Here is a 21,405-nt window from a genome sequence, read left to right on the forward strand (position 1 = left end):
ACACCGCGCTCAGCAGCAGCGGGCACCGGGGTTGCGATCCTGGTCGTCCATCCGCTGCCGCCAGAACTGCCGTTCGGTCAGCGGCTCCTCGTCCGGGTGCTGACGACGCTGATGGGCGACATACGTCGCATAGGCACTGTCGCCCATCAGTGTCGTGATGTACCAGCGGATGCCGCGCCCGGCCCGCGCCACGGCGCTGACGAGCGTCCACACGAGGGTGGTCGCGGCATCCGCCCGGTTCATGGTGTCGGCCATCTCAGTGGGTCGACGCCTTGCGCTCGTCGGCCAGGAGCGGCTCCCACTGCTTCTCGAGTTCGCGCTCCTCGGCGCTCGGCAGGAACCCTGCCGGAGCGAAGCGGCGCGAGGCCACGGGGGCCTCCTCGGTGTTCTCGCCGCCGCCGTTGCGGATCGCCTTGATCGTCACGATGACGGCGGCCACCATGACGACGATGGCGAGGGTCACGAAGATGATCGAGAGCGTGCCCTGCACGGCGGTGTTGCGGATGACGGCGTCGAGCACCTGGGGCTCACCGAGCGAGGTGTCTCCGCTGTCGCGGGCGGCGACGTAGCGGAAGTGATTCGCCCAGTAGCCGATCGCCGGAACCGGAGACGCGATCTTGTACAGCGAAGCCGTGATGGTCACGACCGCGGTGAACGCGAGCGGCAGCCCGATGATCCACAGCCACTTGACGTAGCTCCGACCGCGCTTGGCGACGATGGCCATCACCACGGCGAGCGCGATCGCGGCGAGCAGCTGGTTCGCGATGCCGAACAGCGGGAAGAAGGTGTTGATGCCGCCGAGCGGGTCGGTCACCCCGAGGATGAGGATCGCTCCCCAGCCGGCCACCATGATCGCGGTGCAGATCCACACTCCGGGGCGCCACGAGACGTCGCGGAACTTGGGGAACCAGGCGCCGATCGAGTCCTGCAGCATGAAGCGGGCGACGCGGGTGCCGGCGTCGACGGCGGTGAGGATGAACAGCGCCTCGAACATGATCGCGAAGTGGTACCAGAAAGCCATCATCGCCTGACCGCCGAGCGCCTGCTGCATGATGTGCGCGAGGCCGAGCGCGAGCGTCGGCGCCCCTCCGGTGCGGGAGACGATCGACTCCTCGCCGACCGCGGCTGCCGTGCCGGTGAGCATCTCGGGTGTGAGGTTCACCCCCGTCAGGCCCAGCGAGTTCACGAAGGCCACCGCCCCCTCGACTGTTCCCCCTGTCGCGGCCGTCGGGGCGTTCATCGCGAAGTAGATGCCCTGGTCGATCGAGATCGCGGCGACGAGGGCCATGATCGCGACGAACGACTCCATGAGCATGCCGCCGTAGCCGATGAAGCGCGTCTGACGCTCCTTCTCGATGAGTTTCGGAGTGGTTCCGGACGCGATCAGCGCATGGAACCCGGAGAGCGCCCCGCACGCGATCGTGACGAACAGGAAGGGGAAGAGGGGCCCTGCGAACACCGGTCCCATGCCGTTCTCGCCGAAGACGCTGACGGCGGGGACGGTGATCTCGGGGCGCACGAGGACGATGGCTCCCGCGAGCATGACGATCACGCCGATCTTCATGAAGGTCGACAGGTAGTCGCGCGGGGCGAGCAGCAGCCAGACCGGAAGCACGGCGGCGATGAAGCCGTAGACGATGATGCCCCAGGCGATGGTCGTGCGGTCGAGGTGGAAGATCGCCTGACCCCACTCGGTACCGGCGACCCAGCCTCCGCCGATGATCGCGGCCATCAGCAGCACGAAGCCGATGATCGACACCTCGGTGACCTTGCCGGGGCGGAGGTAGCGCAGGTAGACGCCCATGAAGAGCGCGATCGGGATGGTCATCGCGACCGAGAACACGCCCCACGGGCTCTCCCCCAGCGCGTTGACGACGACGAGGGCGAGGATCGCGACGATGATCAGCATGATCAGCAGCGAGGCGATGATCGCGGCGGTGCCGCCGATCCGGCCGAGCTCCTGACGGGCCATCTGGCCGATCGTGCGTCCGCCGCGGCGCATCGAGAAGAACAGCACGGTGTAGTCCTGCACGGCGCCGGCGAGCACGACGCCCACGATGATCCAGATCGTGCCGGGGAGGTACCCCATCTGCGCGGCGAGCACGGGACCGACGAGCGGTCCGGCACCGGCGATGGCCGCGAAGTGGTGGCCGTAGAGCACGCGACGGTCGGTGGGGACGTAGTCCTTGCCGTCCTGCTTCACCTCGGCGGGCGTGGCCCTGCGGTCATCGGGGCGGGTGATGTACTTCTCGATCACCTTGGAGTAGAACCGATAACCGATGAGGTAGGTGCACACCGCGGCGAACACGAACCAGATCGCGTTGACGGTCTCGCCGCGGACGATCGCGAGCATGGTCCAGGCGACGGCGCCCAGGAGCGCGATCGCGGCCCACAGGATGATCTTCGGCACAGTCCAGCGGTTCGCCTTCTCGTGGTGCTCCTCGGTGAGGGCGACGGAGGGGAGTTTCGGATCGGTGACGATCACGGGCTCGTCGTCGACGAGTCCGGCGCCGTCGCGGCGGCGCGACGAAGGTGCGGTCATGGAGGTCTCCTCGGGATACGCGACGTTGCGTTCCCCCACGTTAGGAAAGCGATGCCGCCGCACGGGGCCGAGCGAGTGGATGCTGCGACGAGCGGCGCGGATCACGCGGTGAACGGATGCGCGCACGCAGCACAGCACCCCGCGGTCCATCGACCACGGGGTGCTGTGCGGTGTCGCGTGCGGACTACTCCCTCTTCTCCCCGCGCGGTGCCGGGGTCTCCGGTGCGGGGGTCTCCGGTGCGGGCGTCGCCGGGGCGCTCGTCTCCGGTGCCGGGGTCTGCGGTGCAGGAGCCTCCGGTGCCGGGGTCTCCGGCGCCGGGGTCTCCGGCGCCGGGGTCTCCGGCGCCGGGGTCTCCGGCGCCGGAGCCTCCGGTGCCTTCGCCTTCGGCACGTCGACCGTCAGCACGGTGCGTACATCGGAGTCGCCGTACTGCACGAGCCCGAGGTAGCGCGTGCCGGCGGTCAGACCGGTCCAGCTGAGGTCGTACGACATCTGCTTACCGCGGACCGCGGCGAGCGGGTTCGGCGTGGCGGTGAGGTCGCCCTCGCCGTCGGGCAGCACGTTGGCGTAGGTCATGTCCCACGTCATCGGGCCCGTCGTGGAGTAGATGTTCGCCACCACGAGGTACGTACCGGCCGTCGGCGACGGGATCGTGACCTGCTCGTCCGCCGAGCCGTTCGCCGAGCGCCAGCGCTGGTAGTACTGCAGGTCGTCCGGGCTCACCACCCGGTACACGGTGAGGTCGAGGTCGCTGCCCTTGTCGTCGGACGAGTCGAGGTCGAACCTCGACAGCGTCGTCCCCTCGGGCACGTTCACGATCCACGACACGTCCTTGTTCGCGTCGCCCGACTTCTCGTCTCCCGAGTGACCGTCGACGGGGTTGTCCGCGTCGGCGAGCATCTCGAACGGCGTCAGACCCGAGAGTCCGAGTGCCAGATCACCGGTGAGGCCGGGGGTGATGTCCACCGTGGTGCTGCCGTCGACGCCGGTGCCCGTGACCTCCGCCGGAGCGTCGGCCGTGACCGGGAACAGCGCGATCGGCGACCGCACCGAGTTCTTCGCACTCGTCCAGGTCAGCGAGCCGGTGGCCCACTGCTCCACGGGGGCGCTGGCGTTGTCGAACGTGACCGTGAAGGTCTTCGTCTGGCCGGGGCGGTCGAACTTGAGCTGCTGAGGTGTGACTTTGATGTTCACTCCCGGCACCGAGGCCTTGGCGGTGAAGGTGCCCTTCTCGGTCGAGGTGACCGTGCGGGTGACGGTCTGCGCGCTGGTCAGCGAGCCGATCGAGATCGACGCCTGGTTCAGATCGCTGCCGTCGATCGGGTCGATGCCGGGGAAGTCCGACAGCCCCTTCCCGTCGAGGAACGCCGCCCAGTCCTTGACCCCGTTGAGGTAGAGCAGACCCGGGTTCAGGTACCGCTTCGGATCGACCTGCCCCGCACCCTGCTCGAACGGGTTCTTGTTCTTCGATCCGTCGGGCAGCACCGTGTCGTAGGCGGTGGTCATCATCGCCGACTTGATCTCAGCCGGCGTCGCCTTGGGACGCTCGCCGAGGTACAGAGCCGCGAGACCTGCGACGTGCGGAGAGGCCATCGACGTGCCGGAGAGGATGCCGAAGGTCGGCTTCTCGCCCGGTGCGTTCTCGGTCGCCGCGAGGATCGCGACACCGGGAGCCGCGACGTCCGGCTTCATGACATCGCTGCCGTCGGCCAGCATCGGTCCGCGGCTCGAGAATCCCGCGATCTGCGGCGTCGGGGTGGTCACGCCCGTGGTGTTCTCACCGACGAGGGTGATCGGACGGTCCACGCCGCCCTGCACGTACGCGAGCACGGCGGCGCGGTGCACGGCGTTCAGGTGCACGGTCGGAACGGCGTGGAAGTCGTTGTCGAGCGAGTCGGCTCCACCGGGCACGTTCACGAGGACCATGCCCATGCCACCGGCGTCCTTGACCACCTGCGACTTCTCGGCGCGGGCGTTGCCTCCGCGATCGCAGACCACGATGTGGCCGGCGACCTTCGCGGGGTCGAGGGTGCCGGGCAGGCAGAGCTGCGGATCGGCGGCTCCTGCGGCGGCGGCATCCACGGCGGCGATCGAGGGACCGGTGACCTTCTGCCCGAACGGCACGCTCACCGAGGCTCCGGCCTGCGCGAATCCGTCGAACTGCACCGTGCCCTCCCAGGTGGGGATGGTGGAGGCGGCGACCGTCGTGTACCAGGGCGATGCGTGATCGGCCGTGACCGGGTCGGGGCCGTCGTTGCCGGCGCTCGTCGCGACGAAGACACCCGCGGCTGCGGCGTTGAAGAACGCGAGGTCCTCCGGAGCCATCACGGTGCTCGCGGCGCCTCCGCCGATGGAGTAGTTGATCACGTCGACGCCGTCGGCGACGGCCTGGTCGATCGCGGCGATCAGGTCGCTCTGCGCGCAGATATCATCCGTGGTCACCGTCGTGTCTGGACCGACGTAGCAGGCCTTGTAGGCCGAGATCTTCGCCGCGGGCGCGACTCCCGAGATCGTGCCGAAATCGACGTTCTCGATGCTGGCCTTGACCTTGAAGTTGCCCGCCGCGGTGCTCGCGGTGTGAGAGCCGTGGCCGTCACCGTCACGGGGCGAGAGGTAGTCGTACTGGAAATCGAAACCGGCCGCCTCAGCTCCGGCGTAGAAGTACTGTCCGCCGATGAGCTTCGACGAGTAGTCGCTCTTGTCCCAGTCCTGGCCCTCGACCATCGCTGCCTGGAACTGCCCGCCGTCCGACTTGTCGAAGTAGACGTAGGTGCCGTCGGTGTAGGGCTGAGCGCCCTTGTTGCGGTTGTGCTGCTTCTTCTGCTTCTTGATCTTCTTGCCCTCGAACGAGGGGTGCTCGGGGGCGATGCCGGTGTCGATCACGCCGACCACGACGCCCTCTCCGGCTTTCTCGACCCCGCCGGTCTGCTGCCACACGCCGCCGCGGCCCTTGCGGTCGTCGCCGAGCCCGAGGTAGTCGGTCGACGTCTGCGCATCGGGGTGACGGATCTCATCCGGGTACACCCCGATGACGTCCTTCGACGCACGAAGCGCGTCGACCTGTTCGCCGCTGAGGTCGGCACTGAAGCCGTTCAGCACCACCTGGTAGGTGGTGTCGGGGGTGACGCCGATGTCGCTGACGAGGTCGGTCTGCTCGGTCTGCAGATGCTCGACATAGCGTTGCGAATCCTGCGACTGCGTCTCCAGCTGCTCGCCTTCGGCGGGCTTGGTGGCCTTCAGACCCGTGACGTCGCCTTCGTAGGTGGCGAGCGGATCCGACTTCATCACCACGATGTAGTGCCCGGGGGTGCCTGCGACGGGGACGGGGTGCGTCACGTCCTCCGTCGCGGCGTAGCCGGTGGTTGCCGTCGATGCGATGAACAGCGTGGCCAGGGTGGTGGCGGCTGCCATCCGGAGGGGTGTTCGACCCATGTGGTGCTCCCGATGATCACGGCGCAGCCGCGTGCTGCACCGCGGCCAACATAGTCCGGCTCTCGGCGATCGACGCAAGATCTGGCCGATCGACCAACCCGCATTCGCCGATCGACCAGGGTTATCCACGGCCGCCCTCCCGATACGTCGACAGTAAGCTGGAGAGGTGGCCCGCACCTCCGTCCTGTCGACCCGCGTACTGCTCGTCTGCGCGGCGATCGGTGTCGCGACGGGCATCCTCGCGGGCATCGCCGGCTGGGTGACGCCTGTCCTGCTGGCCAGTCCGCTGCTGTTCCTCTACGGCCTCGTGCTCGGTTCGCACGTGCTGCCGGGCATCATCGCGCAGGAGGTGCTGCGCCTTCCGCTCGTCGCGCTCATCACCCATGTGTTCGCCGCCCTGATCGCGAGCGCCTTCAACCCCGCCTGGGCGCTGCGCTTCATCGGCACCGCGCTGCTGTTCGGCCTGATCCAGGAGGGGGTGGCCGCCCTCACCCGCTATCGCTCCTGGGGACCGTGGCGCTTCTTCCTCTCGGCGGCGATCATCGGCGTCTTCGTCGCGGTCGTGGTGTTCTTCGCCGCTCACCTCTCGGTGATGCCGCTGTGGGCGCAGCTGCTGTACCTCGCGATCTCCGTGCTCGGACCCATCGCGTGGACCGCTGTCGGCCTCGCGATCGGCTCGGCGCTCAGTCGCGCCGGCGTCGCCCGCCGGTAGGCATCGCTCCCAGCCGTCTCGCGACCGCGCCCGAGATCGAGCTCACGAGCGCTTCGAGCGGACCACGACGCTGCAGCGCGGCCAGGATCGCACCGACGACGAGCGCCCCCAGGATGTGGACCCCGAGGATCCCCGGCCCGAGGTACCACCACGGGATGTCGGCCGGCGCGTCGATCTGACCGACGGACGCCAATGCGACGGTCGCGGCAGCCGCCGCGAGGACGTGGAGCGTGTAGACCGTGAGCGGTGCGGCTCCCGCCGCCCTGATCGGCTCCAGCACGCGGAGGGCGGCCTTCGGGAGGACGCCGGCGAGGAACAGCATGCTCGCGATGACGAAGAGGGCGATGCCGACGCCGCGCAGGATGTCGAGGGTCGTTCCCGTGTGCGGAGTCTGCAGCGCGAGCGCCCACCACTCCGGGGAGAGCGGTGCGCCGAAGCCCGGGGATCCGACCAGGCCGTCGATCGCCTCGGCGGCCTCCACCGGCATCGTCGCGACCACCGCAGCGCGCCCGAAGAGACCGTCGACCAGGGCACTGACCGACACCGCGAGCACGGCGAGAAGAGCGCCGACTCCGGCCATCCAGGCGAGGAGACGGGGCTCCGCCGCATTCCGGCGTGCGCCGATCAGCAGCTTCGCTACGGCCATGCCCACGAGCACGTAGACGATCCAGGTGATGACGGGGTAGGTCCCGGTGACGAAGACCGCCAGCAGAGCCACCAGCGGCTCTCCCCACTGCGGCCAGCTCACACCGCCGCCCTCTCCGACGACGCCGATCATCCCTCGCAGCTGGGCGTTGAGGATGGGGCCGACGACCGCGAGGACTCCTGCCCACACGAGCAGTCCCTTCGCGCCCATCCGCAGGAACGGGATGCTGCCCAGCATCGCCACCCCGAAGTAGACGAGGACGACGACGATGCTCCCCGGCGCCAGGGCGAGCGTGGCCCCGAGCACGATGACGAGGAGACCGCGCACAGCCATCGCCCACCGGGCCGCCGCGATGTGCCCCCGCTCCAGGTAGGAGCGGGTCGCCAGGACCACGCTGATCCCGCCCACGACCGCGAACAGGGTCGACGCGTTCCCGTCGACGACGTTCGACAGCCAGGAGATGTGGCCCGGCATGCCGACCGGCGGGAGGAGGTGCGCGCAGAACATGCCGATGATCGCCAGGAACCGGGCGAAGTCGATGCCGACCATACGGCCGAGCTCTCCCCGGGATCCGGTCCCGCCTTCGCGGCGCGTCGGCGCGCGTCCGCTCTCCTGCGGCTTCGCGATCGCGATCGTGTTCGTGTCTTCTCGCACGTTCTCCCCTTGTTCCGTTCGGCGCACAGAATGCCGCCTCTACGACGATGCCCTGCGGGCGGGCGCAGCGCGTCCGCCTTCGGGACGACCGCTGTCATCCGGAAGAGGGCTTCTGCGCGCATGGATTATCAGGTAAGGCTCAGCTAAGTTAGAGGGGTACGATCCGCCGACCCGGGACTCCACCGTGCGCCCATCCGCGCCCCTGCTCCGCGTGCGTGAGCTCTCGCTCACCCACGCCGATGCGGCGCACCCCTCACCGCGCGATGTGACCTTCGACATCGACGCGGGCGAAGTCGTGCTCCTGCTCGGGCCGTCCGGTTCCGGCAAGTCGACGCTCACCCTCGCGCTGAACGGCCTGATCCCCCACGCGCTCCCCGCGCGTATGGTCGGCACCGTCGAGGCGGGCGGGATCGACACCGCGAGCGCGCAGACGGCCGTGCTGAGCACACAGGTCGCGATGGTCTTCCAGGACCCCGATGCGCAGATCGTCGCCGGAAGCGTCTACGACGAGGTCGCGTTCGGCCCCGAGAACCTGCTGCTCCCGCTCGATGTCGTCGAGAGTCGCGTCGAGGAAGCGCTGCGACGGGTCGGCCTCTGGGATCGGCGCGAGGAGAACCCCGACCATCTCTCCGGCGGAGGGAGGCAGAGACTCGCGATCGCGGGCGCTCTCGCGATGGGATCGGCGCTGATCGTGCTCGACGAGCCGACGGCCAACCTCGACCCCCAGGGCATCGACGACGTGTACGCCGCCCTGGCGGAGGTCGTCGCCGCCGGAGACCGCGCCATCCTGCTCGTGGAGCACAACCTCGACGCGGCGATGGCGTTCGTCACGCGTGCGATCGTGCTCGACCGCGAAGGCCGCGTCGCCTTCGACGGACCGGCCGCCGAGGTCATCCGCGAGCATGCCGATGAGCTGGTAGGGATGGGCGTGTGGCTTCCCGGCGCCACCCTGGCGGCGCTGCGCCTTCGGAGCCAGGGGATCTCCCTCGACCCACTGCCGCTGTCGCCGCAGGAGCTCGCTGCCGCGCTCGAGCGCGAGGGACTCTCCTCCCGCTCCGCCCGGCCGCCCGGCGCCGGAGGTTCCGGGCCGCTGAGCGACCAGAGCGACGGCGAGACGGGACGCCAGGCGCCGCCGATCATCCGCGCCCGCGGGCTGACCGTGCGCCGACGCCGGACGGAGATCCTGCACGGGATCGACCTCGACCTCGAGGCCGGCAGCCTCACGGCCATCGTCGGGGCGAACGGTGCGGGCAAGACCACGCTGATCCAGGCACTCGCGGGCGTCGTCCCCCCACCGCGCGGGCAGGTATCCGTGGACGGCGTCGACGCGGGGGCCGCGTCTCCGCGCGACCTCGCCGCACGCATCGGGTTCGTGTTCCAGAATCCGGAGCACCAGTTCATCGCGGCGACGGTCTTCGACGAGCTGGCCCACGGTCTGCGGCTGCGCCACGTGCCGGATGCCGAGATCTCGGCCCGCGTCGACGAGATGCTCATTCGCTTCGGGCTGGAGCACAAGGCGGACGTGCATCCGTTCCTGCTCTCCGGCGGCGAGAAGCGGCGACTGTCGGTGGGTACCGCGCTGATCACCCGTCCGCGCGTGCTGGCGCTCGACGAACCCACCTTCGGACAGGATCGCGCCAGGGCCGCCGAGCTCCTCAATCTGCTGCAGAACCTGCGTGAGGAGGGCACGACGATCGTGATCGTCACGCATGACCTCCAGCTCGTGGCCGAGCACGCCACTCACGTCGTCGTCCTCGCCGATGGTCGGGTGCGGGCGGTCGGGCCCACCGCCGCTCTTCTGCAGGACGAGCAGCTGTTCGCCGCGGCGGGACTGCGCCTGCCGGCCCTGCAGCGCGTGCTGACCTCCGCCGGGCTTGGAGCGACCTCGTGACCACGGCGACGTTCGACCCTTACGCACGGATGACGGCGACATCGCGGCGACAGTTCCTGTACGCGCTGAACCCGCTCGCGAAGATCGCCGGATTCGCGCCGGCGATGGTGCTGCTGGTCTTCGTGCGGGATCTGGCCACCCCTGTGGCCTTCCTGGTGCTCGCCTACGCCCTGATCCTGGTCGGCGCACGCCTGACGGGCAGACTCCTCGCCCTGCTGCTGCTCGGGCTCCCCGCCGGCATGCTTCTGATCGGTGTCGGCTTCTCGCTGTGGGTCGATGCCGGCCTCGTCGCCGGCAGTGCCCCCGTCCTGCAGATCGGCGACTGGACGCTCTACAGCAGGGCCCTGCTGATCGGTTTCGCGACCGCGCTGCGGCTCGGCTCCATCGTCGCGCTCGCGCTCATCGGCGGACTCACCACCAGCGGCCCCGATCTCGTGCGGGCCAGTGTGCAGCAGCTGCGGGTTCCCTACCGGATCGGCTACACGGCCCTGGCCGCGTTCCGGTTCGTGCCGCGGTTCGGCCATGAGCTGTCGGTGATCAGGGCCGCTCATCGGGTGCGCGGGTATCACGGCGGACGCGGACCCTTCGCGCGCATCGCTCGGGGGTGGGGGTACATCGTGCCGCTGCTGGCCGGGGCCATCCGTCACGCAGAGCGCGTGGCACTCGCGATGGACTCGCGTGCATTCGGTGCGCACTCGACGCGCACAGAACGACACCTCGTCCCGTTCCGCACACGGGACACCGTCTTCACCGTCGCGACCCTGCTGGCGTCGGCGGCGATCTTCGTCGTGTCCTTCCCCTGGCAGCTTCCCTGAAAGGCGCATCGTGGCCTACAGCAAGATGGTCAAACCCGAGTCGGCCGATCTCATCCACCTGGTCGTGCTGCGCACGCAACGGCTGTCGACGCACTGGATCCGTGTGACGCTCGGCGGCGGCGAGATCGAGAAGTTCCGCCCGATGGGGTTCGACCAGTGGTTCCGGCTGTTCCTCCCGATCGGGGGTGATGCGGGCCTGGAGCGGGTGCCGGCGAAGGCGAACAAGGTGTTCGGGTATCTGAAGTTCCTGCGCATCCCCGACGGCGAGCGTCCGGTGATGCGCAACTACAGCGTGCGGGCATTCCGCCCGGCGACCGCGGATGCCGGCGCCGAGATCGACGTGGACTTCGTGCTGCACGGATCGGCGGCCGACGGTACCGCCGGACCGGCCTCGCGGTGGGCCGAGACCTGCCGGCCGGGCGAGCATGTTCTGATCATCGACGAGGGGCTCACGTTCAATCCGCAGCGCGGCGTGGATCGCGTCGTGCTCGTCGGCGATGAGACCGCCCTGCCCGCGATCGCCTCGATCTGTGCCTCGCTTCCGGCCGGCGCCATCGGTACCGCGATCGTGGAGACGCCGAGCGAGGAGGATGCGCTGGAGTTCGCGCATCCCTCGGGCATCGAGGTCGTGCGGATCGTGCGACCGCACGGCGTCGCTCCCGGTTCGCTCGCTCTGGACGCGCTCGCCCGCACAACCCTGCCGGAGGCTCCGTTCCACGCCTATGCGGCGGGCGAGCAGGCGCTCGCCTCCGGCGCCCGCAAGCACCTCGTCGGTGAGCGCGGGGTGGACAAGAATGCGGTGAGCTTCTGCGGGTACTGGCGGGTCGGTGCAGCCTCCCCCGCGTCGAAGGCCGCTCGCGAGGCCGCGGCGGAGCCCCTGGCATGAGCGCGGATGTCGCGGGCCGGTCGCCCCGCACCGGCGGACGATTCCGCTTCCCCACCGTCATCCTGCTGACCTGTGCGGCGCTCGGTGTGGCGGGAGCGGTGCTTCTCGCACCGATGAACTGGTTCTCGACCGTGCTGACCGGGCCGCTCCCGTTCGCGGGCATGGCGCTCGCCGGTCTCTGGCTGCTGCCGTCGGTGATCGCGCTGCGGCTGCTGCATCGTCCGCTCGTCGGACTGCTCGTCGCGCTGATCGCCGGTCTCGTGATGGTGCCGTTCTCCGGATACGGTTTCAGCACCGTGCTGACCAATCTCTGGTGGGCCGCCTTCACGGAGCTGCCGTTCCTGTTCGTGCTCTGGCGCTACTGGGGCACCTGGATGCACTATCTCGGTGCCCTCATCGTGGGCATCGTGTATCCGATCTCGGCGTGGGCGTGGTTCGACCTCGGGTCCATGTCTCTCTTCGCCCAGATCGCCTTCTTCGCCGTGACGATCGCCAGCTGTGTCGGCGGCACGGCCCTCGGCATCCTGATCGCCGACCGTCTCCGCAGGGCGGGAGTCGGCAGGCGCCGCTGAACCGCGCGAGCGCAGCCGCACACGCCGGGCGGTGACATCGCCGGGCCGTGACGTCGAGCCGCGACGTCGTCAGACAGCGACGTGGTCAGGCAGCGACGTGGTCAGGCCGCGATGTCGAAGCGTGCGCGGCCTCCGAGCCTCGGGGTTCGTGCAGAGTCGACGTATCGCGGCGGAATGAACCACACCCGCCCCGCCGCACCGATCCCGCTCCCGCTCCCACTCCCGCTCCCGCTCCCGCTCCCGCTCCCGGCAGTATCGATGCGGATCTGCCACCCGTTGTCGTGGATGCGATGGTGACATGTTTCGCACAGCAGCACCCCGTTGGAGAGATCGGTCGGCCCGTGGTCTCGTCTCCACCATCGAATGTGATGCGCCCTCGTCATCTCCGGCGGCAACCCGCACATCGCGCATCCCCCATCACGCTCCACCAGCGCCAGCCGTTGCGCCCGGGTGAACAACCGCTTCTCCCGTCCCAATCGAGGATCTCGCTGTCTCCGCCGAGAACACACGGGATCACGCCGCCCCCGGCCGCCATCCGCCGCGCGGCCCCGACGCTGACCGGCTGATCGACCCCGTCCACGGTCGCCGACCCCGTGCCGGCCTCCAGATCGTCGAGGTTCATCCGCACGATCACCGTCGCACCGGCGACCGGCGCCCGCTGCTCGCACCCGAGCACGTGCGCGCAGAACACCGCGAGGGCGTCGGCCTGGATCATCGGCACCGTCCGCCGATCCGCATCGGGCGCCTCCGCATCGGGCGCGTCTTTCCGCGCGGCGAACACGGCGGTCACATAGCCCCGGATCGCGGTGACCACGGGCGCAGCGGTCTCGACATCGAGCACCGCGTTCAGATGCACCATTCCCTCACGCTCGAACAGTGTCAGCGCGCGCCTGCCGCGGCGCTCTTCCTCCCGAGGCTCCAGACCATCCGGATCGAGCCATGCTTCTGCACGGACCACGAGCTTTCGCACATGGTCGAGTGCCAGACCTGCCGCCTTCTCCGCCAGCATGCGCTCGGCTTCGACGACACGCTCCACCCCCGTGGCGACCCGACAACGATCGAGCAACCCGATGATCATCGCGGCGGCGGGAGCACCGAGGGCCCCCGATTCCAGCGCCTCGCTCACCAGCGGATACTTCGCCGGCAGACGCGCACCCAGAAGGTCGCTCCGGGGTGCCGTCGCCTCTCCCACCTTGACGAGGCGCGACGCATCACCGGTCGACACCCCCGTGGCTGCCGCGATCAACGTCGCCGGGCTGCGGTAGCCCTGCTGCTTGGCCAGGCTCTCCGCCCCGAGCTCTGGACGCGACTCGCGGGAGATGCACGCCGCCACCGACACATGCACGGCATCCAACCGACGCCGCAGCACCCCGATAGACGCGCTCACCTCGATCAGCTGCTCGCGGGACAGATCCCCGGAGTCACCGGCATCTGACCACGCCTCATCGAGGCGTGACATCGCCTCGTGCAACGCGGTCAATTTCGACATACTCGATTCTACCGCGAACGGTCTCGACATTCGAAGTTATGTTCTATTGAATGCCGGTACGACCAGCATGTCGTGAAGACCGAGAACCGAGTCAGCCGCCAGGAGTGCGTCGCTCCGAATGCCTGGTGGCACCGAGGTCCGGCGATACAGCAGGGACAGGAAGAGGCCCCGGATGTCGCATCCGGGGCCTCTTCTGCGTAGGTGACGTCAGCGCTTGCCGACGATCTGACGGCCGACGAGATCGCGCATGATCTCGTTCGTGCCGCCGTAGATGCGGTGCACGCGAGCATCGGTGAAGGCGCGGGCGATCGGGTACTCCATGATGTAGCCGTAACCGCCGTGCAGCTGCACGCCCGTGTCGAGCACCTCCCACTCGCGCTCGGTAGCCCAGAACTTGACCTTCGCGGCATCCTCGGCGGTGAGCGTGCTGTTCTTGTAGGCGAGCAACGCGCGGTCGATGTACGCCCACATCGCGTCCGTGGTCGCGGCCATGTCGGCGAGCCGGAAGCGGGTGTTCTGGAAGTCGGCGATGCGCTCGCCGAACGCCTCGCGGTCCTTCGTGTAGGCGACGGTCCAGTCGAGGGCGGCCTGCGCGGCTGCGGCTGCGGCGACACCGATCGAGAGACGCTCGAGCGGCAGGTTCAGCATCAGCTGGATGAAGCCCTGACCCTCCTTGCCGCTGATGAGGTTCTCGTCGGGGACGAACACGTCGGTGAAGCTGAGCTCGGCTGTGTCCCAGCCGTGGAAGCCCATCTTGCTGAGCTTCTTGCCCTGGTCGAAGCCCTCCATCCCCTTCTCCACGAGCAGCAGGCTGAAGGCGTCGGGACGGTTGCCCTCACCGGTCTTGACGAAGGTCACGACGACGTCGGCCGTCGTACCGGAGGAGATGAACGTCTTCGCACCGTTGAGGATGTAGCCGCCGTCGACCTTCTTGGCGTTGGTCTTGATGCCACGCAGATCCGAACCCGCACCCGGGTCGGTCATGGCGAGCGCGCCGAGCACCTCGCCCGTGGCCATGCGGGGAAGCCACTTCTCCTTCTGCTCCTGCGTTCCCATGTGCACGAGGTAGGGCACGGCCAGGTCGTCCTGGATGCCGAAGGCACCGGCCAGCGAACCCGCGCCGGAGGCGATGACCTCCTCCATCACGATCGTGCGGAAGCGGTAGTCCTGCAGCATGCCGGCGCCACCGAACTCCTCCGGGACCGACAGGCCGATCAGACCCGCGTCTCCGGCGGCCAGCATCGTCGCCCGGTCGATCTCCCCCGCGGCGTCCCACCGCTCGATCGCCTCGTTGGTCACGTGGCGCTTGACGAAGTCCTTGACCAGGTCCCGGAATGCCTCGTGATCCTCGTCGTAGATGTCGCGTTCCATGCCGTCCTCCTGAACGTCTCATGCATCGTTGCTCCGGCGATTCTACGTCGCACAACCGGTCCAGGACAGGACGTTGTGAGAATGCATCCCATAAAACGTGACACTGGGTACCGCGGTTGTCGGATGCCGCAACCGTGGCGTTCCGCGCCGATTCAGTGCGCGTAGTCGGGGGCGGCCGGCAGCGCGAAGAACTCCTCGAGCGTGTGGAATCCACCCTCGTGATAGGCGGCGGCGAGGTCGACGCCGACATAGCGGAGGTGCCACGGCTCCGGCGCATACCCCGTGACCGGGGTGCCGACCTGCTCGTAGCGCACGATGAATCCGTACTCCCAGGCGTGCGCCGCGACCCAGTCGCTCTGCGCCGTGGCACCGAAGCCGTCGAGTCCGCCGCAGCCCGTCCCGCACGCGACCACGTCGAGCGCGAGACCCGTCTGGTGCTCACTGTGGCCCGGACGCGCCGAGCCGGCATCCGCCTCGGCCTGGCCCTGCGATCGCACGTGCGAGCCGTAGGTCGTCACCTGCAGACCGTACGAGCGGTATCCGTTGTTCGCGCCGATCCGCCCGACACCGGCAGCGACCGCCGCATCCGCCATCTCGCCGACGGCAGCGGCCACGTCGGTGCGCACGCGCCCGGACGGCGTCGTCATCTGCAGCGGCACCGAGGCGAGGTCCGTCGGCTCGTACTCGGGCGGGTTCAGCGGCGACGACTTGTTCACCACGACCCACAGCCGCGCCGGATCACTGAGCGAGATGCAGGGAGCGTTGCCCGCGACGACGGCCTCGCGGAAGGCCGCGCCACCCCCGAACGCCGCGATCGTCGCCGCGTCATCGCCGTTCGCGATCGCCTGCTGCACCGAGGAGTCTGCGCAGGGGTCGGCCGCCGTGGTCGCGGCGACCTTGACCGGCGGGACCTGCATGATCGCGACCGGCACCGGCATCGAGTCGGCGCCGGAGGACGGCACCGGACCGGAACCGATCGACAACAGGACCCCGATCGCGGTCACGGCGACACCGATCGGCAATGCAGGTCCGCGGATCGGGGACCGCGGTGCCGCATGCTGAGGGTGCGGCAGGAAGGGCATTGATCCATCCTCTCATTCGAAGATAGGTTGCAGAGTCGCTTGCGTTAACATCGTCTTTCTGTTCGAATTGTCGAATGAGGTGGCAGGGACAGAAGCTCGGAGAGACGGATGCAGCGGCGCTGCCCGGCCTCGAAGACCGATCGAGCGTCCTGCGCTCCGTCACGACTCCCGAGTTCGCCGGGATGACGTTCCACGAGGTGCTGTCGAAGTCGGCGCTGAATCATGTGCCCGGCGCCTCGCGCATGCCCTTCGCCTGGACGATCAACCCCTATCGGGGGTGTTCGCATGCCTGCGTGTATTGCTTCGCCCGCGGAACCCACGAGTACCTCGACCTCGACGGCGGGGCCGACTTCGACTCGCAGATCGTCGTCAAGGTCAACGTGGTGGAGGTGCTCGAGAAGGAGCTGCGACGCGGCAGCTGGGAGCACGAGACCGTCGCCCTCGGCACCAACACCGACCCGTACCAGCGGGCCGAGGGCAGGTACAAGCTCATGCCCGGCATCATCGAGACCCTCGCCGCGTCCGGCACCCCGATCTCGATCCTCACGAAGGGGACGCTGATCCGCCGGGACATCCCGCTGCTCGTGAAGGCCGCGAAGCGGGTGCCGATCGATGTGCAGATGTCGATCGCGATGTACGACGACGACCTGCAGAAGGCGATCGAGCCCGGGGCTCCGACGACTCAGGCGCGACTCGACACCGTGCGGGCGCTGGCGGATGCCGGGTTCCCGGTGACCGTGTTCCTCATGCCGATCATGCCGCACATGACCGACTCGCTCGCCGCGATCGACAGTGCCCTCGTGCGCATCAAGGAGGCCGGGGCGCGCGCCGTCATCTACGGAGCGCTGCACCTTCGTCCGGGAGTGAAGCCGTGGTTCTTCGAGTGGCTCGGCGAGGCGCGGCCCGAACTGGTGTCGTCTTACCGCGGGCTGTACCCGGGAGCGTCGGCCGAGGCCCCGAAGGGGTACCGACAGTGGCTCGCCAAGCGCACCCGTCCGCTGATCCGCATGCACGGCCTCGACGGCCGCCACGAAGACGATTACTCCCGCCGCGGGTTCCGCCCGGGGCAGGGCCACGTGCAGACGACGGTGTCGACCGCCGCGACCGTGCGCTTCACGCCCAGCGCACGATCCGAGGCGTCACCCGCGCAGCCGATGCTCTTCTGACCCGACGGTCAAGCGCGCATCCCGCAGCCGCGTAGGCTCGGGGATCATGGCGATCGGTTCCACAGTCCACACATTCGAGGTGCAGCTCGCTGACACCGATCGCGGCGTCTACGAGGACTACTCGCTGCGCGTGGCGCGGCATCCGTCCGAGACCGATGCCTACATGCTCACGCGCGTGCTGGCCTACGGGCTCGAGTTCGCCGAGGGCATCGCCTTCGGCGGCAGCATCTCCTCGACCGAGGAACCGGCTGTGCTCGTGCGCGATCTCACCGGCCTCATCACCGCCTGGGTCGAGATCGGTGCGCCCGACGCCGAACGCCTGCACTACGGCAGCAGGCTCGCCGAGCGCACCGTGGTCTACACCCACCGCGACCCCGCCAAGGTGATGGCACCGTGGACGGACAAGCGCATCCACCGCCGCGAGGACATCCGCGTCTACAGCTTCGACCCCGGCTTCATCGACAGCGCGGCCGCCCTCATCGAGCGCCGCAACACCATGACCCTCACCGTGACCGAGAGCGTGATCTACCTCGACCTCAACGGCACGAACCTCACCTCCGCCGTGCACGTGCACGAGCTCTCCTGACCCCGCACACGCGAAAGGCCCCGCCCCGCGGAGGCGGGACAGGGCCTTCGGAGAGGTGACTCAGGCGGTCAGGTCAGCCGCGGTCGGCACGCGACCGGCGATCTCCTCGATCACGTCGTCGTCGAGACGGGCGTTCTCGAACGGCGCGTCGATCTCGGCGCGGTCGAGCAGCTCGGTCATGCGACGCTGGCGCTGACGCGTGATCAGCGTGACGACACGGCCCGAACGACCCGCGCGACCGGTGCGACCCGAGCGGTGCAGGTACGTCTTATACTCGTCCGGCGCATCGGCCTGGACGACCAGGTCGATGTCGTCGACGTGGATGCCGCGGGCGGCGACATCGGTGGCGACGAGCACGTTCACGCGTCCGGACGTCAGACGCTCCAGGTTGCGCGTGCGCTTGGCCTGGTTCAGGTCGCCGTGCAGCGAGACGGCCGGGATGCCGGCGTCGTCGAACTGCTCGGCGAGCATGTCTGCATAGGCACGGGTGCGGGCGAAGACCAGCGTCTTGCCATCGCGGTCGACGAGTGAGGTGAGGATGTCGGCCTTGTCTCGGTGCTCGATCACGAGCACGCGGTGCTCGATCGTGCTGGAGTCCTGGTCCTCTCCCGCGACCTCGTACACGGCCGGGTCGACGAGGAACTCGTCGACGAGAGCCGCGACCTCACGGTCGAGCGTGGCCGAGAACAGCAGCTTCTGGCTGCCGTCGGCGGTGTGACGCAGAATGCGCTGCACCGGCTCGACGAACCCGAGCTCGCACATGTGGTCGGCCTCGTCGAGCACCGCGATGCGGCAGTCCGAGAGGTCGAGCTTGCCCTGGTTGATGAGGTCCTCGACACGACCGGGGGTGCCGATCACGATGTCGACGCCCTTCTTGAGCGCACCCACCTGGCGGCCCTGCGGCACACCACCGTAGATCTGCGTGGTGAACAGGCCGACACTGCGAGCGATCGGCTGGATCGTGCGGTCGATCTGCAGCGCGAGCTCGCGCGTCGGAGCGAGGATGATCGCACGCGGCGACCGTCCGAACTCACGGCGCTTGCCGGCCTGCGACTGCAGCACGCGCTCGACGAGCGGAGCACCGAAGGCGATGGTCTTGCCGGAGCCGGTGCGGCCGCGGGCGAGGACGTCACGCCCTGCGAGCACGGCCGGGATGCTGGCGGCCTGGATCGGGAACGGCGTGGCCGCACCCATACCGACGAGGGTCTCGACGATGTTCGATCCGAGTCCGAGGTCGCCGAAGGTCACACCATCGACCTCGACGGCCGCGACGGACTTCGCCTCGAGGCGCTCGTGCACGACGTCGTCGCCCGGTGCGAACTTCGCTCCGGTCGAGGCCGGACGGCTGGTGGCGTTCCAGTCGTTGCGGCTCGGACGCTCGTTGCGCGCCGGACGCCCCCGGGTGTCGGAGGTCAGCGGGCGCGGGCGCTCGGTGCGGTAGGCGCCGCCGGTCGACGGACGCGAACGCTCGTCGCGGCCACCCTCGTACGAACGCTGCGTGCGGTCGCGGTCGAAGGCACGGCGTGCGCGGTCGGCGTCGAAAGAGCGCTCAGGGCGCGCGGCGCCACGGTCGTTCGACCGGGTCCGGTCGCCGGCACGGTCGTCGCGACGCGGACGCTCGTCGCGGTCGAACCGCGAACGATCGGCACCGCGGTCGTTGTCGAACCGGGGGCGATCTCCACCACGGTCGTTGGCGAACCGGGGACGCTCGGCGCCACGTCGATCGTCGCGACCCGGACGCCCACCATCGCGGTGGTCGTTGTCGCGGAAGCCCTGACGCTGGGTGCCGGCACCGCGGTCGTCACGACGCGCGCGGTCATCGCGGTCGAACCGGGGGCGGTCGCCGCCACGCTCGTCGCGGTAGGTGCCGGGTCCGGTCGGACGCTGTCCGCCGCGATCGTCCCGACGCGGGCGGTCGGCGAAGCGTCCGCCGGCGGTGGGCCGGTCGTTGAAGCGGGGGCGCTCGGAGCGCTCGTCGTTGCGGTGGTGCGGGGCCTCACGACGCCCGGACTCCGCGCGGTTGCGGATGCCGCGGGCCTCGTCGCGGCCGGCGCGCTCAGACGCACCCCAGCGCTGCTTGGGCGCACCCGACTCGGCTTCGGCCGGACGGTAGCCGCGGTGGCCGGCGCTGCGGCTGCCGGGGCGACGGTCGTAACCGCCTGCGGCAGGAGCGGTGCGGCGATCGCCGGCATCCGCTCGTCCACCGCGCTCATCGCGCGCACCGTCACGGGCGGGGCCGCCGTTGTGACGATCGTGGAAGGAGGTCTTCTTCGCGCCGTAGCGCGGCTCGAAGTTCGCGGACGGGCGTCCGCCGCGGGGCTTCTTGTTCTTCGGCATTGCGTGTCTTTCTGTGTTCTCGCACGAGAACAGCGCCGCGCGCACGCGCGAGCACCCTGCGCCTGGTCGAACTCGACCAGCGGGGTTCCGGACTGTCAGCGGCCGGGGCCATTCATGTGATGGTTGATTAGCGTCGAGCGACGCTCACCATCGGCCCCTGGACTCACACTTCACACACATAAAACGTCCGCGCCAACGCGCGGGTGTCCGAAGCCGACCGGTCAAGTGTAGCCGACGCGCCTGAGAGACTGCCGACCCGATGGTGGCCGTACGATGACGAGGTGAGTACCGCTTCCCCCACCGGCGCCCAGATCACCCTCCGACTCGGCGAGGTGGACGCGCAGATCGCTCAGGTCGGCGCATCCCTGCGTTCGCTGCGCATCGGCGGTGTCGACCTCGTGCCGCCGTACCCGTACGACCTGCCCACCCCGGCCTGCTCCGGCGTGGTCCTCACCCCCTGGCCGAACCGGGTGCGAGACGGGGAGTGGGACGACGAGGGCACCACGCGAAGGCTCGCGATCACGGAGCCGAAGCTGCGCAACGCGAGCCACGGCCTGCTGCGATTCACGGCCTACGAGGTGGCGCACACCGACAGCGAAGCCGTGCTGCGGGCGAACATCGTCCCCCAGACCGGGTACCCGTACCTGATCGAGACGACCGCGACGTACGCCCTCACCACCGACGGCATCGAGGTGACGCACACGCTCACCAACCGCTCGAGCACGCCGGCGCCGGTCGCCCTCGGCACGCATCCGTTCGTGACGATCGGCGACGTCGATCCGCACGACCTCGTGCTGCGGGTGCCCGCGGAGGCGGCGTTCGAGACCGACGAGCGGATGCTCCCCACCGGCACCCGACCGGTCGGACCTGAGCTGCGCGAAGGTGTGCGCCTGGGGGATGTCACCCTCGACACCGGATTCACCGATCTCGCACGCGACCCCGACGGGCGCGTGCGCCACTCGCTCACCGCGCCGGACGGTCGTCGCGTCACGCTCTGGCAGGGCGAGGGCTTCGACTACGTGCAGGTGTACACGACGCCCGCCTATCCCGGGCAGAGCCTCGCGGTCGCGATCGAGCCGATGACCGCGCCCGCCGATGCGTTCAACAGCGGCCTCGGCATCCGTCGCCTCTCCCCCGACGAGACCTGGACCCTGCACTGGGGCATCACGCTGTCCTGAGCCCGGCCGCTTGCGCTGTGGGCGGCTCGTTGCGGGGCCGCAGCA

At 69.3% G+C, this 21,405-nt stretch carries 17 protein-coding genes; 8 read left to right on the forward strand and 9 right to left on the reverse strand.

Annotated features, from left to right (window positions below; translation table 11 throughout):
* Positions 1-9: 9 nt before the first annotated feature.
* The 3 genes from KY497_RS01615 to KY497_RS01625 form a co-directional block, all read right to left on the reverse strand.
* Positions 10-255, reverse strand: coding sequence for a YbdD/YjiX family protein (locus tag KY497_RS01615; protein ID WP_229778960.1), 246 nt, complete (start codon positions 253-255; stop codon positions 10-12).
* 1 nt (position 256) lies between these two features.
* Complete coding sequence (locus tag KY497_RS01620; RefSeq protein WP_219869663.1) at positions 257-2,542, reverse strand: carbon starvation CstA family protein; 2,286 nt, start codon at positions 2,540-2,542, stop codon at positions 257-259.
* 184 nt (positions 2,543-2,726) lie between these two features.
* Positions 2,727-5,954, reverse strand: coding sequence for a S8 family serine peptidase (locus KY497_RS01625; RefSeq protein WP_219869664.1), 3,228 nt, complete (start codon positions 5,952-5,954; stop codon positions 2,727-2,729).
* 187 nt (positions 5,955-6,141) lie between these two features.
* On the opposite strand from KY497_RS01625, the gene KY497_RS01630 reads away from it, so the two are divergent.
* On the forward strand, positions 6,142-6,687 hold the full coding sequence (locus KY497_RS01630) for an ECF transporter S component (RefSeq protein ID WP_017831382.1): 546 nt from the start codon (positions 6,142-6,144) through the stop codon (positions 6,685-6,687).
* On the opposite strand, the gene KY497_RS01635 is transcribed toward KY497_RS01630, so the two are convergent.
* Complete coding sequence (locus KY497_RS01635; RefSeq protein ID WP_219869665.1) at positions 6,659-7,987, reverse strand: heparan-alpha-glucosaminide N-acetyltransferase domain-containing protein; 1,329 nt, start codon at positions 7,985-7,987, stop codon at positions 6,659-6,661. The genes KY497_RS01630 and KY497_RS01635 overlap by 29 nt on opposite strands.
* A 184-nt stretch (positions 7,988-8,171) precedes the next feature.
* Between KY497_RS01635 and KY497_RS01640 the strand changes: the two genes are divergently transcribed.
* Genes KY497_RS01640 through KY497_RS01655 form a run of 4 tightly spaced genes read left to right on the forward strand, consistent with a single transcriptional unit; the run spans position 8,172 to position 12,151 of the window.
* On the forward strand, positions 8,172-9,878 hold the full coding sequence (locus KY497_RS01640; protein WP_219869666.1) for an ABC transporter ATP-binding protein: 1,707 nt from the start codon (positions 8,172-8,174) through the stop codon (positions 9,876-9,878).
* Entirely contained in the window at positions 9,875-10,693 is an 819-nt protein-coding gene (locus KY497_RS01645) for an energy-coupling factor transporter transmembrane component T (protein ID WP_375140918.1), read from the forward strand. The genes KY497_RS01640 and KY497_RS01645 overlap by 4 nt, the downstream gene beginning before the upstream one ends.
* A gap of 10 nt (positions 10,694-10,703) precedes the next feature.
* The gene (locus tag KY497_RS01650; RefSeq protein WP_141386534.1) at positions 10,704-11,579 is read left to right on the forward strand and encodes a siderophore-interacting protein; all 876 of its coding nucleotides are present in this window, start codon (positions 10,704-10,706) and stop codon (positions 11,577-11,579) included.
* Positions 11,576-12,151 carry an ECF transporter S component gene (locus KY497_RS01655; protein ID WP_219869667.1) on the forward strand — a complete coding sequence of 192 codons (576 nt, stop codon included), beginning with the start codon at positions 11,576-11,578 and terminating at the stop codon, positions 12,149-12,151. The genes KY497_RS01650 and KY497_RS01655 overlap by 4 nt, the downstream gene beginning before the upstream one ends.
* Positions 12,152-12,252: 101 nt before the next feature.
* On the opposite strand, the gene KY497_RS16560 is transcribed toward KY497_RS01655, so the two are convergent.
* The 4 genes from KY497_RS16560 to KY497_RS01670 all read right to left on the reverse strand — a co-directional run bounded on the left by KY497_RS16560 (position 12,253) and on the right by KY497_RS01670 (position 16,093).
* A complete protein-coding gene (locus KY497_RS16560; protein ID WP_308813127.1) occupies positions 12,253-12,555 on the reverse strand; it encodes an HNH endonuclease in 303 nt (100 codons plus the stop codon).
* The gene (locus KY497_RS01660) at positions 12,531-13,640 is read right to left on the reverse strand and encodes a 13E12 repeat family protein (protein ID WP_258185806.1); all 1,110 of its coding nucleotides are present in this window, start codon (positions 13,638-13,640) and stop codon (positions 12,531-12,533) included. Before KY497_RS01660 ends, KY497_RS16560 begins: the two co-directional genes overlap by 25 nt.
* Positions 13,641-13,847: 207 nt before the next feature.
* A complete protein-coding gene (locus KY497_RS01665; RefSeq protein ID WP_219869668.1) occupies positions 13,848-15,011 on the reverse strand; it encodes an acyl-CoA dehydrogenase family protein in 1,164 nt (387 codons plus the stop codon).
* 152 nt (positions 15,012-15,163) lie between these two features.
* Entirely contained in the window at positions 15,164-16,093 is a 930-nt protein-coding gene (locus KY497_RS01670; protein WP_141386531.1) for a M15 family metallopeptidase, read from the reverse strand.
* A 74-nt stretch (positions 16,094-16,167) separates the two neighbouring features.
* Here KY497_RS01670 and KY497_RS01675 point away from each other — a divergent pair, with 74 nt between their 5' ends.
* Both KY497_RS01675 and KY497_RS01680 read left to right on the forward strand, forming a co-directional pair.
* Positions 16,168-17,259, forward strand: coding sequence for an Rv2578c family radical SAM protein (locus KY497_RS01675; RefSeq protein WP_219869669.1), 1,092 nt, complete (start codon positions 16,168-16,170; stop codon positions 17,257-17,259).
* Between the two features lie 46 nt (positions 17,260-17,305).
* Complete coding sequence (locus KY497_RS01680; protein ID WP_141386530.1) at positions 17,306-17,845, forward strand: YaeQ family protein; 540 nt, start codon at positions 17,306-17,308, stop codon at positions 17,843-17,845.
* 60 nt (positions 17,846-17,905) lie between these two features.
* On the opposite strand, the gene KY497_RS01685 is transcribed toward KY497_RS01680, so the two are convergent.
* The gene (locus tag KY497_RS01685; RefSeq protein ID WP_141386529.1) at positions 17,906-20,182 is read right to left on the reverse strand and encodes a DEAD/DEAH box helicase; all 2,277 of its coding nucleotides are present in this window, start codon (positions 20,180-20,182) and stop codon (positions 17,906-17,908) included.
* 281 nt (positions 20,183-20,463) lie between these two features.
* On the opposite strand from KY497_RS01685, the gene KY497_RS01690 reads away from it, so the two are divergent.
* Positions 20,464-21,360, forward strand: a complete 897-nt coding sequence (locus tag KY497_RS01690) for an aldose 1-epimerase family protein (RefSeq protein ID WP_218683057.1) — start codon at positions 20,464-20,466, stop codon at positions 21,358-21,360.
* Positions 21,361-21,405: the final 45 nt, after the last annotated feature.

Origin of the sequence: Microbacterium sp. PAMC22086 (assembly GCF_019443525.1) — a bacterium.
GTDB classification, from domain to species: Bacteria; Actinomycetota; Actinomycetes; order Actinomycetales; family Microbacteriaceae; genus Microbacterium; species Microbacterium maritypicum.

What these genes read in the sequence shown, in the direction of transcription:
- KY497_RS01615 (WP_229778960.1), bottom strand. Translation starts at nt 255, where the DNA reads ATGGCCGACACCATGAACCGGGCGGATGCCGCGACCACCCTCGTGTGG.
- KY497_RS01620 (WP_219869663.1), bottom strand. Translation starts at nt 2,542, where the DNA reads ATGACCGCACCTTCGTCGCGCCGCCGCGACGGCGCCGGACTCGTCGAC.
- KY497_RS01625 (WP_219869664.1), bottom strand. Translation starts at nt 5,954, where the DNA reads ATGGCAGCCGCCACCACCCTGGCCACGCTGTTCATCGCATCGACGGCA.
- KY497_RS01655 (WP_219869667.1), top strand. Translation starts at nt 11,576, where the DNA reads ATGAGCGCGGATGTCGCGGGCCGGTCGCCCCGCACCGGCGGACGATTC.
- KY497_RS16560 (WP_308813127.1), bottom strand. Translation starts at nt 12,555, where the DNA reads ATGTGCGGGTTGCCGCCGGAGATGACGAGGGCGCATCACATTCGATGG.
- KY497_RS01660 (WP_258185806.1), bottom strand. Translation starts at nt 13,640, where the DNA reads ATGTCGAAATTGACCGCGTTGCACGAGGCGATGTCACGCCTCGATGAG.
- KY497_RS01665 (WP_219869668.1), bottom strand. Translation starts at nt 15,011, where the DNA reads ATGGAACGCGACATCTACGACGAGGATCACGAGGCATTCCGGGACCTG.
- KY497_RS01670 (WP_141386531.1), bottom strand. Translation starts at nt 16,093, where the DNA reads ATGCCCTTCCTGCCGCACCCTCAGCATGCGGCACCGCGGTCCCCGATC.
- KY497_RS01675 (WP_219869669.1), top strand. Translation starts at nt 16,168, where the DNA reads ATGAGGTGGCAGGGACAGAAGCTCGGAGAGACGGATGCAGCGGCGCTG.
- KY497_RS01680 (WP_141386530.1), top strand. Translation starts at nt 17,306, where the DNA reads ATGGCGATCGGTTCCACAGTCCACACATTCGAGGTGCAGCTCGCTGAC.
- KY497_RS01685 (WP_141386529.1), bottom strand. Translation starts at nt 20,182, where the DNA reads ATGCCGAAGAACAAGAAGCCCCGCGGCGGACGCCCGTCCGCGAACTTC.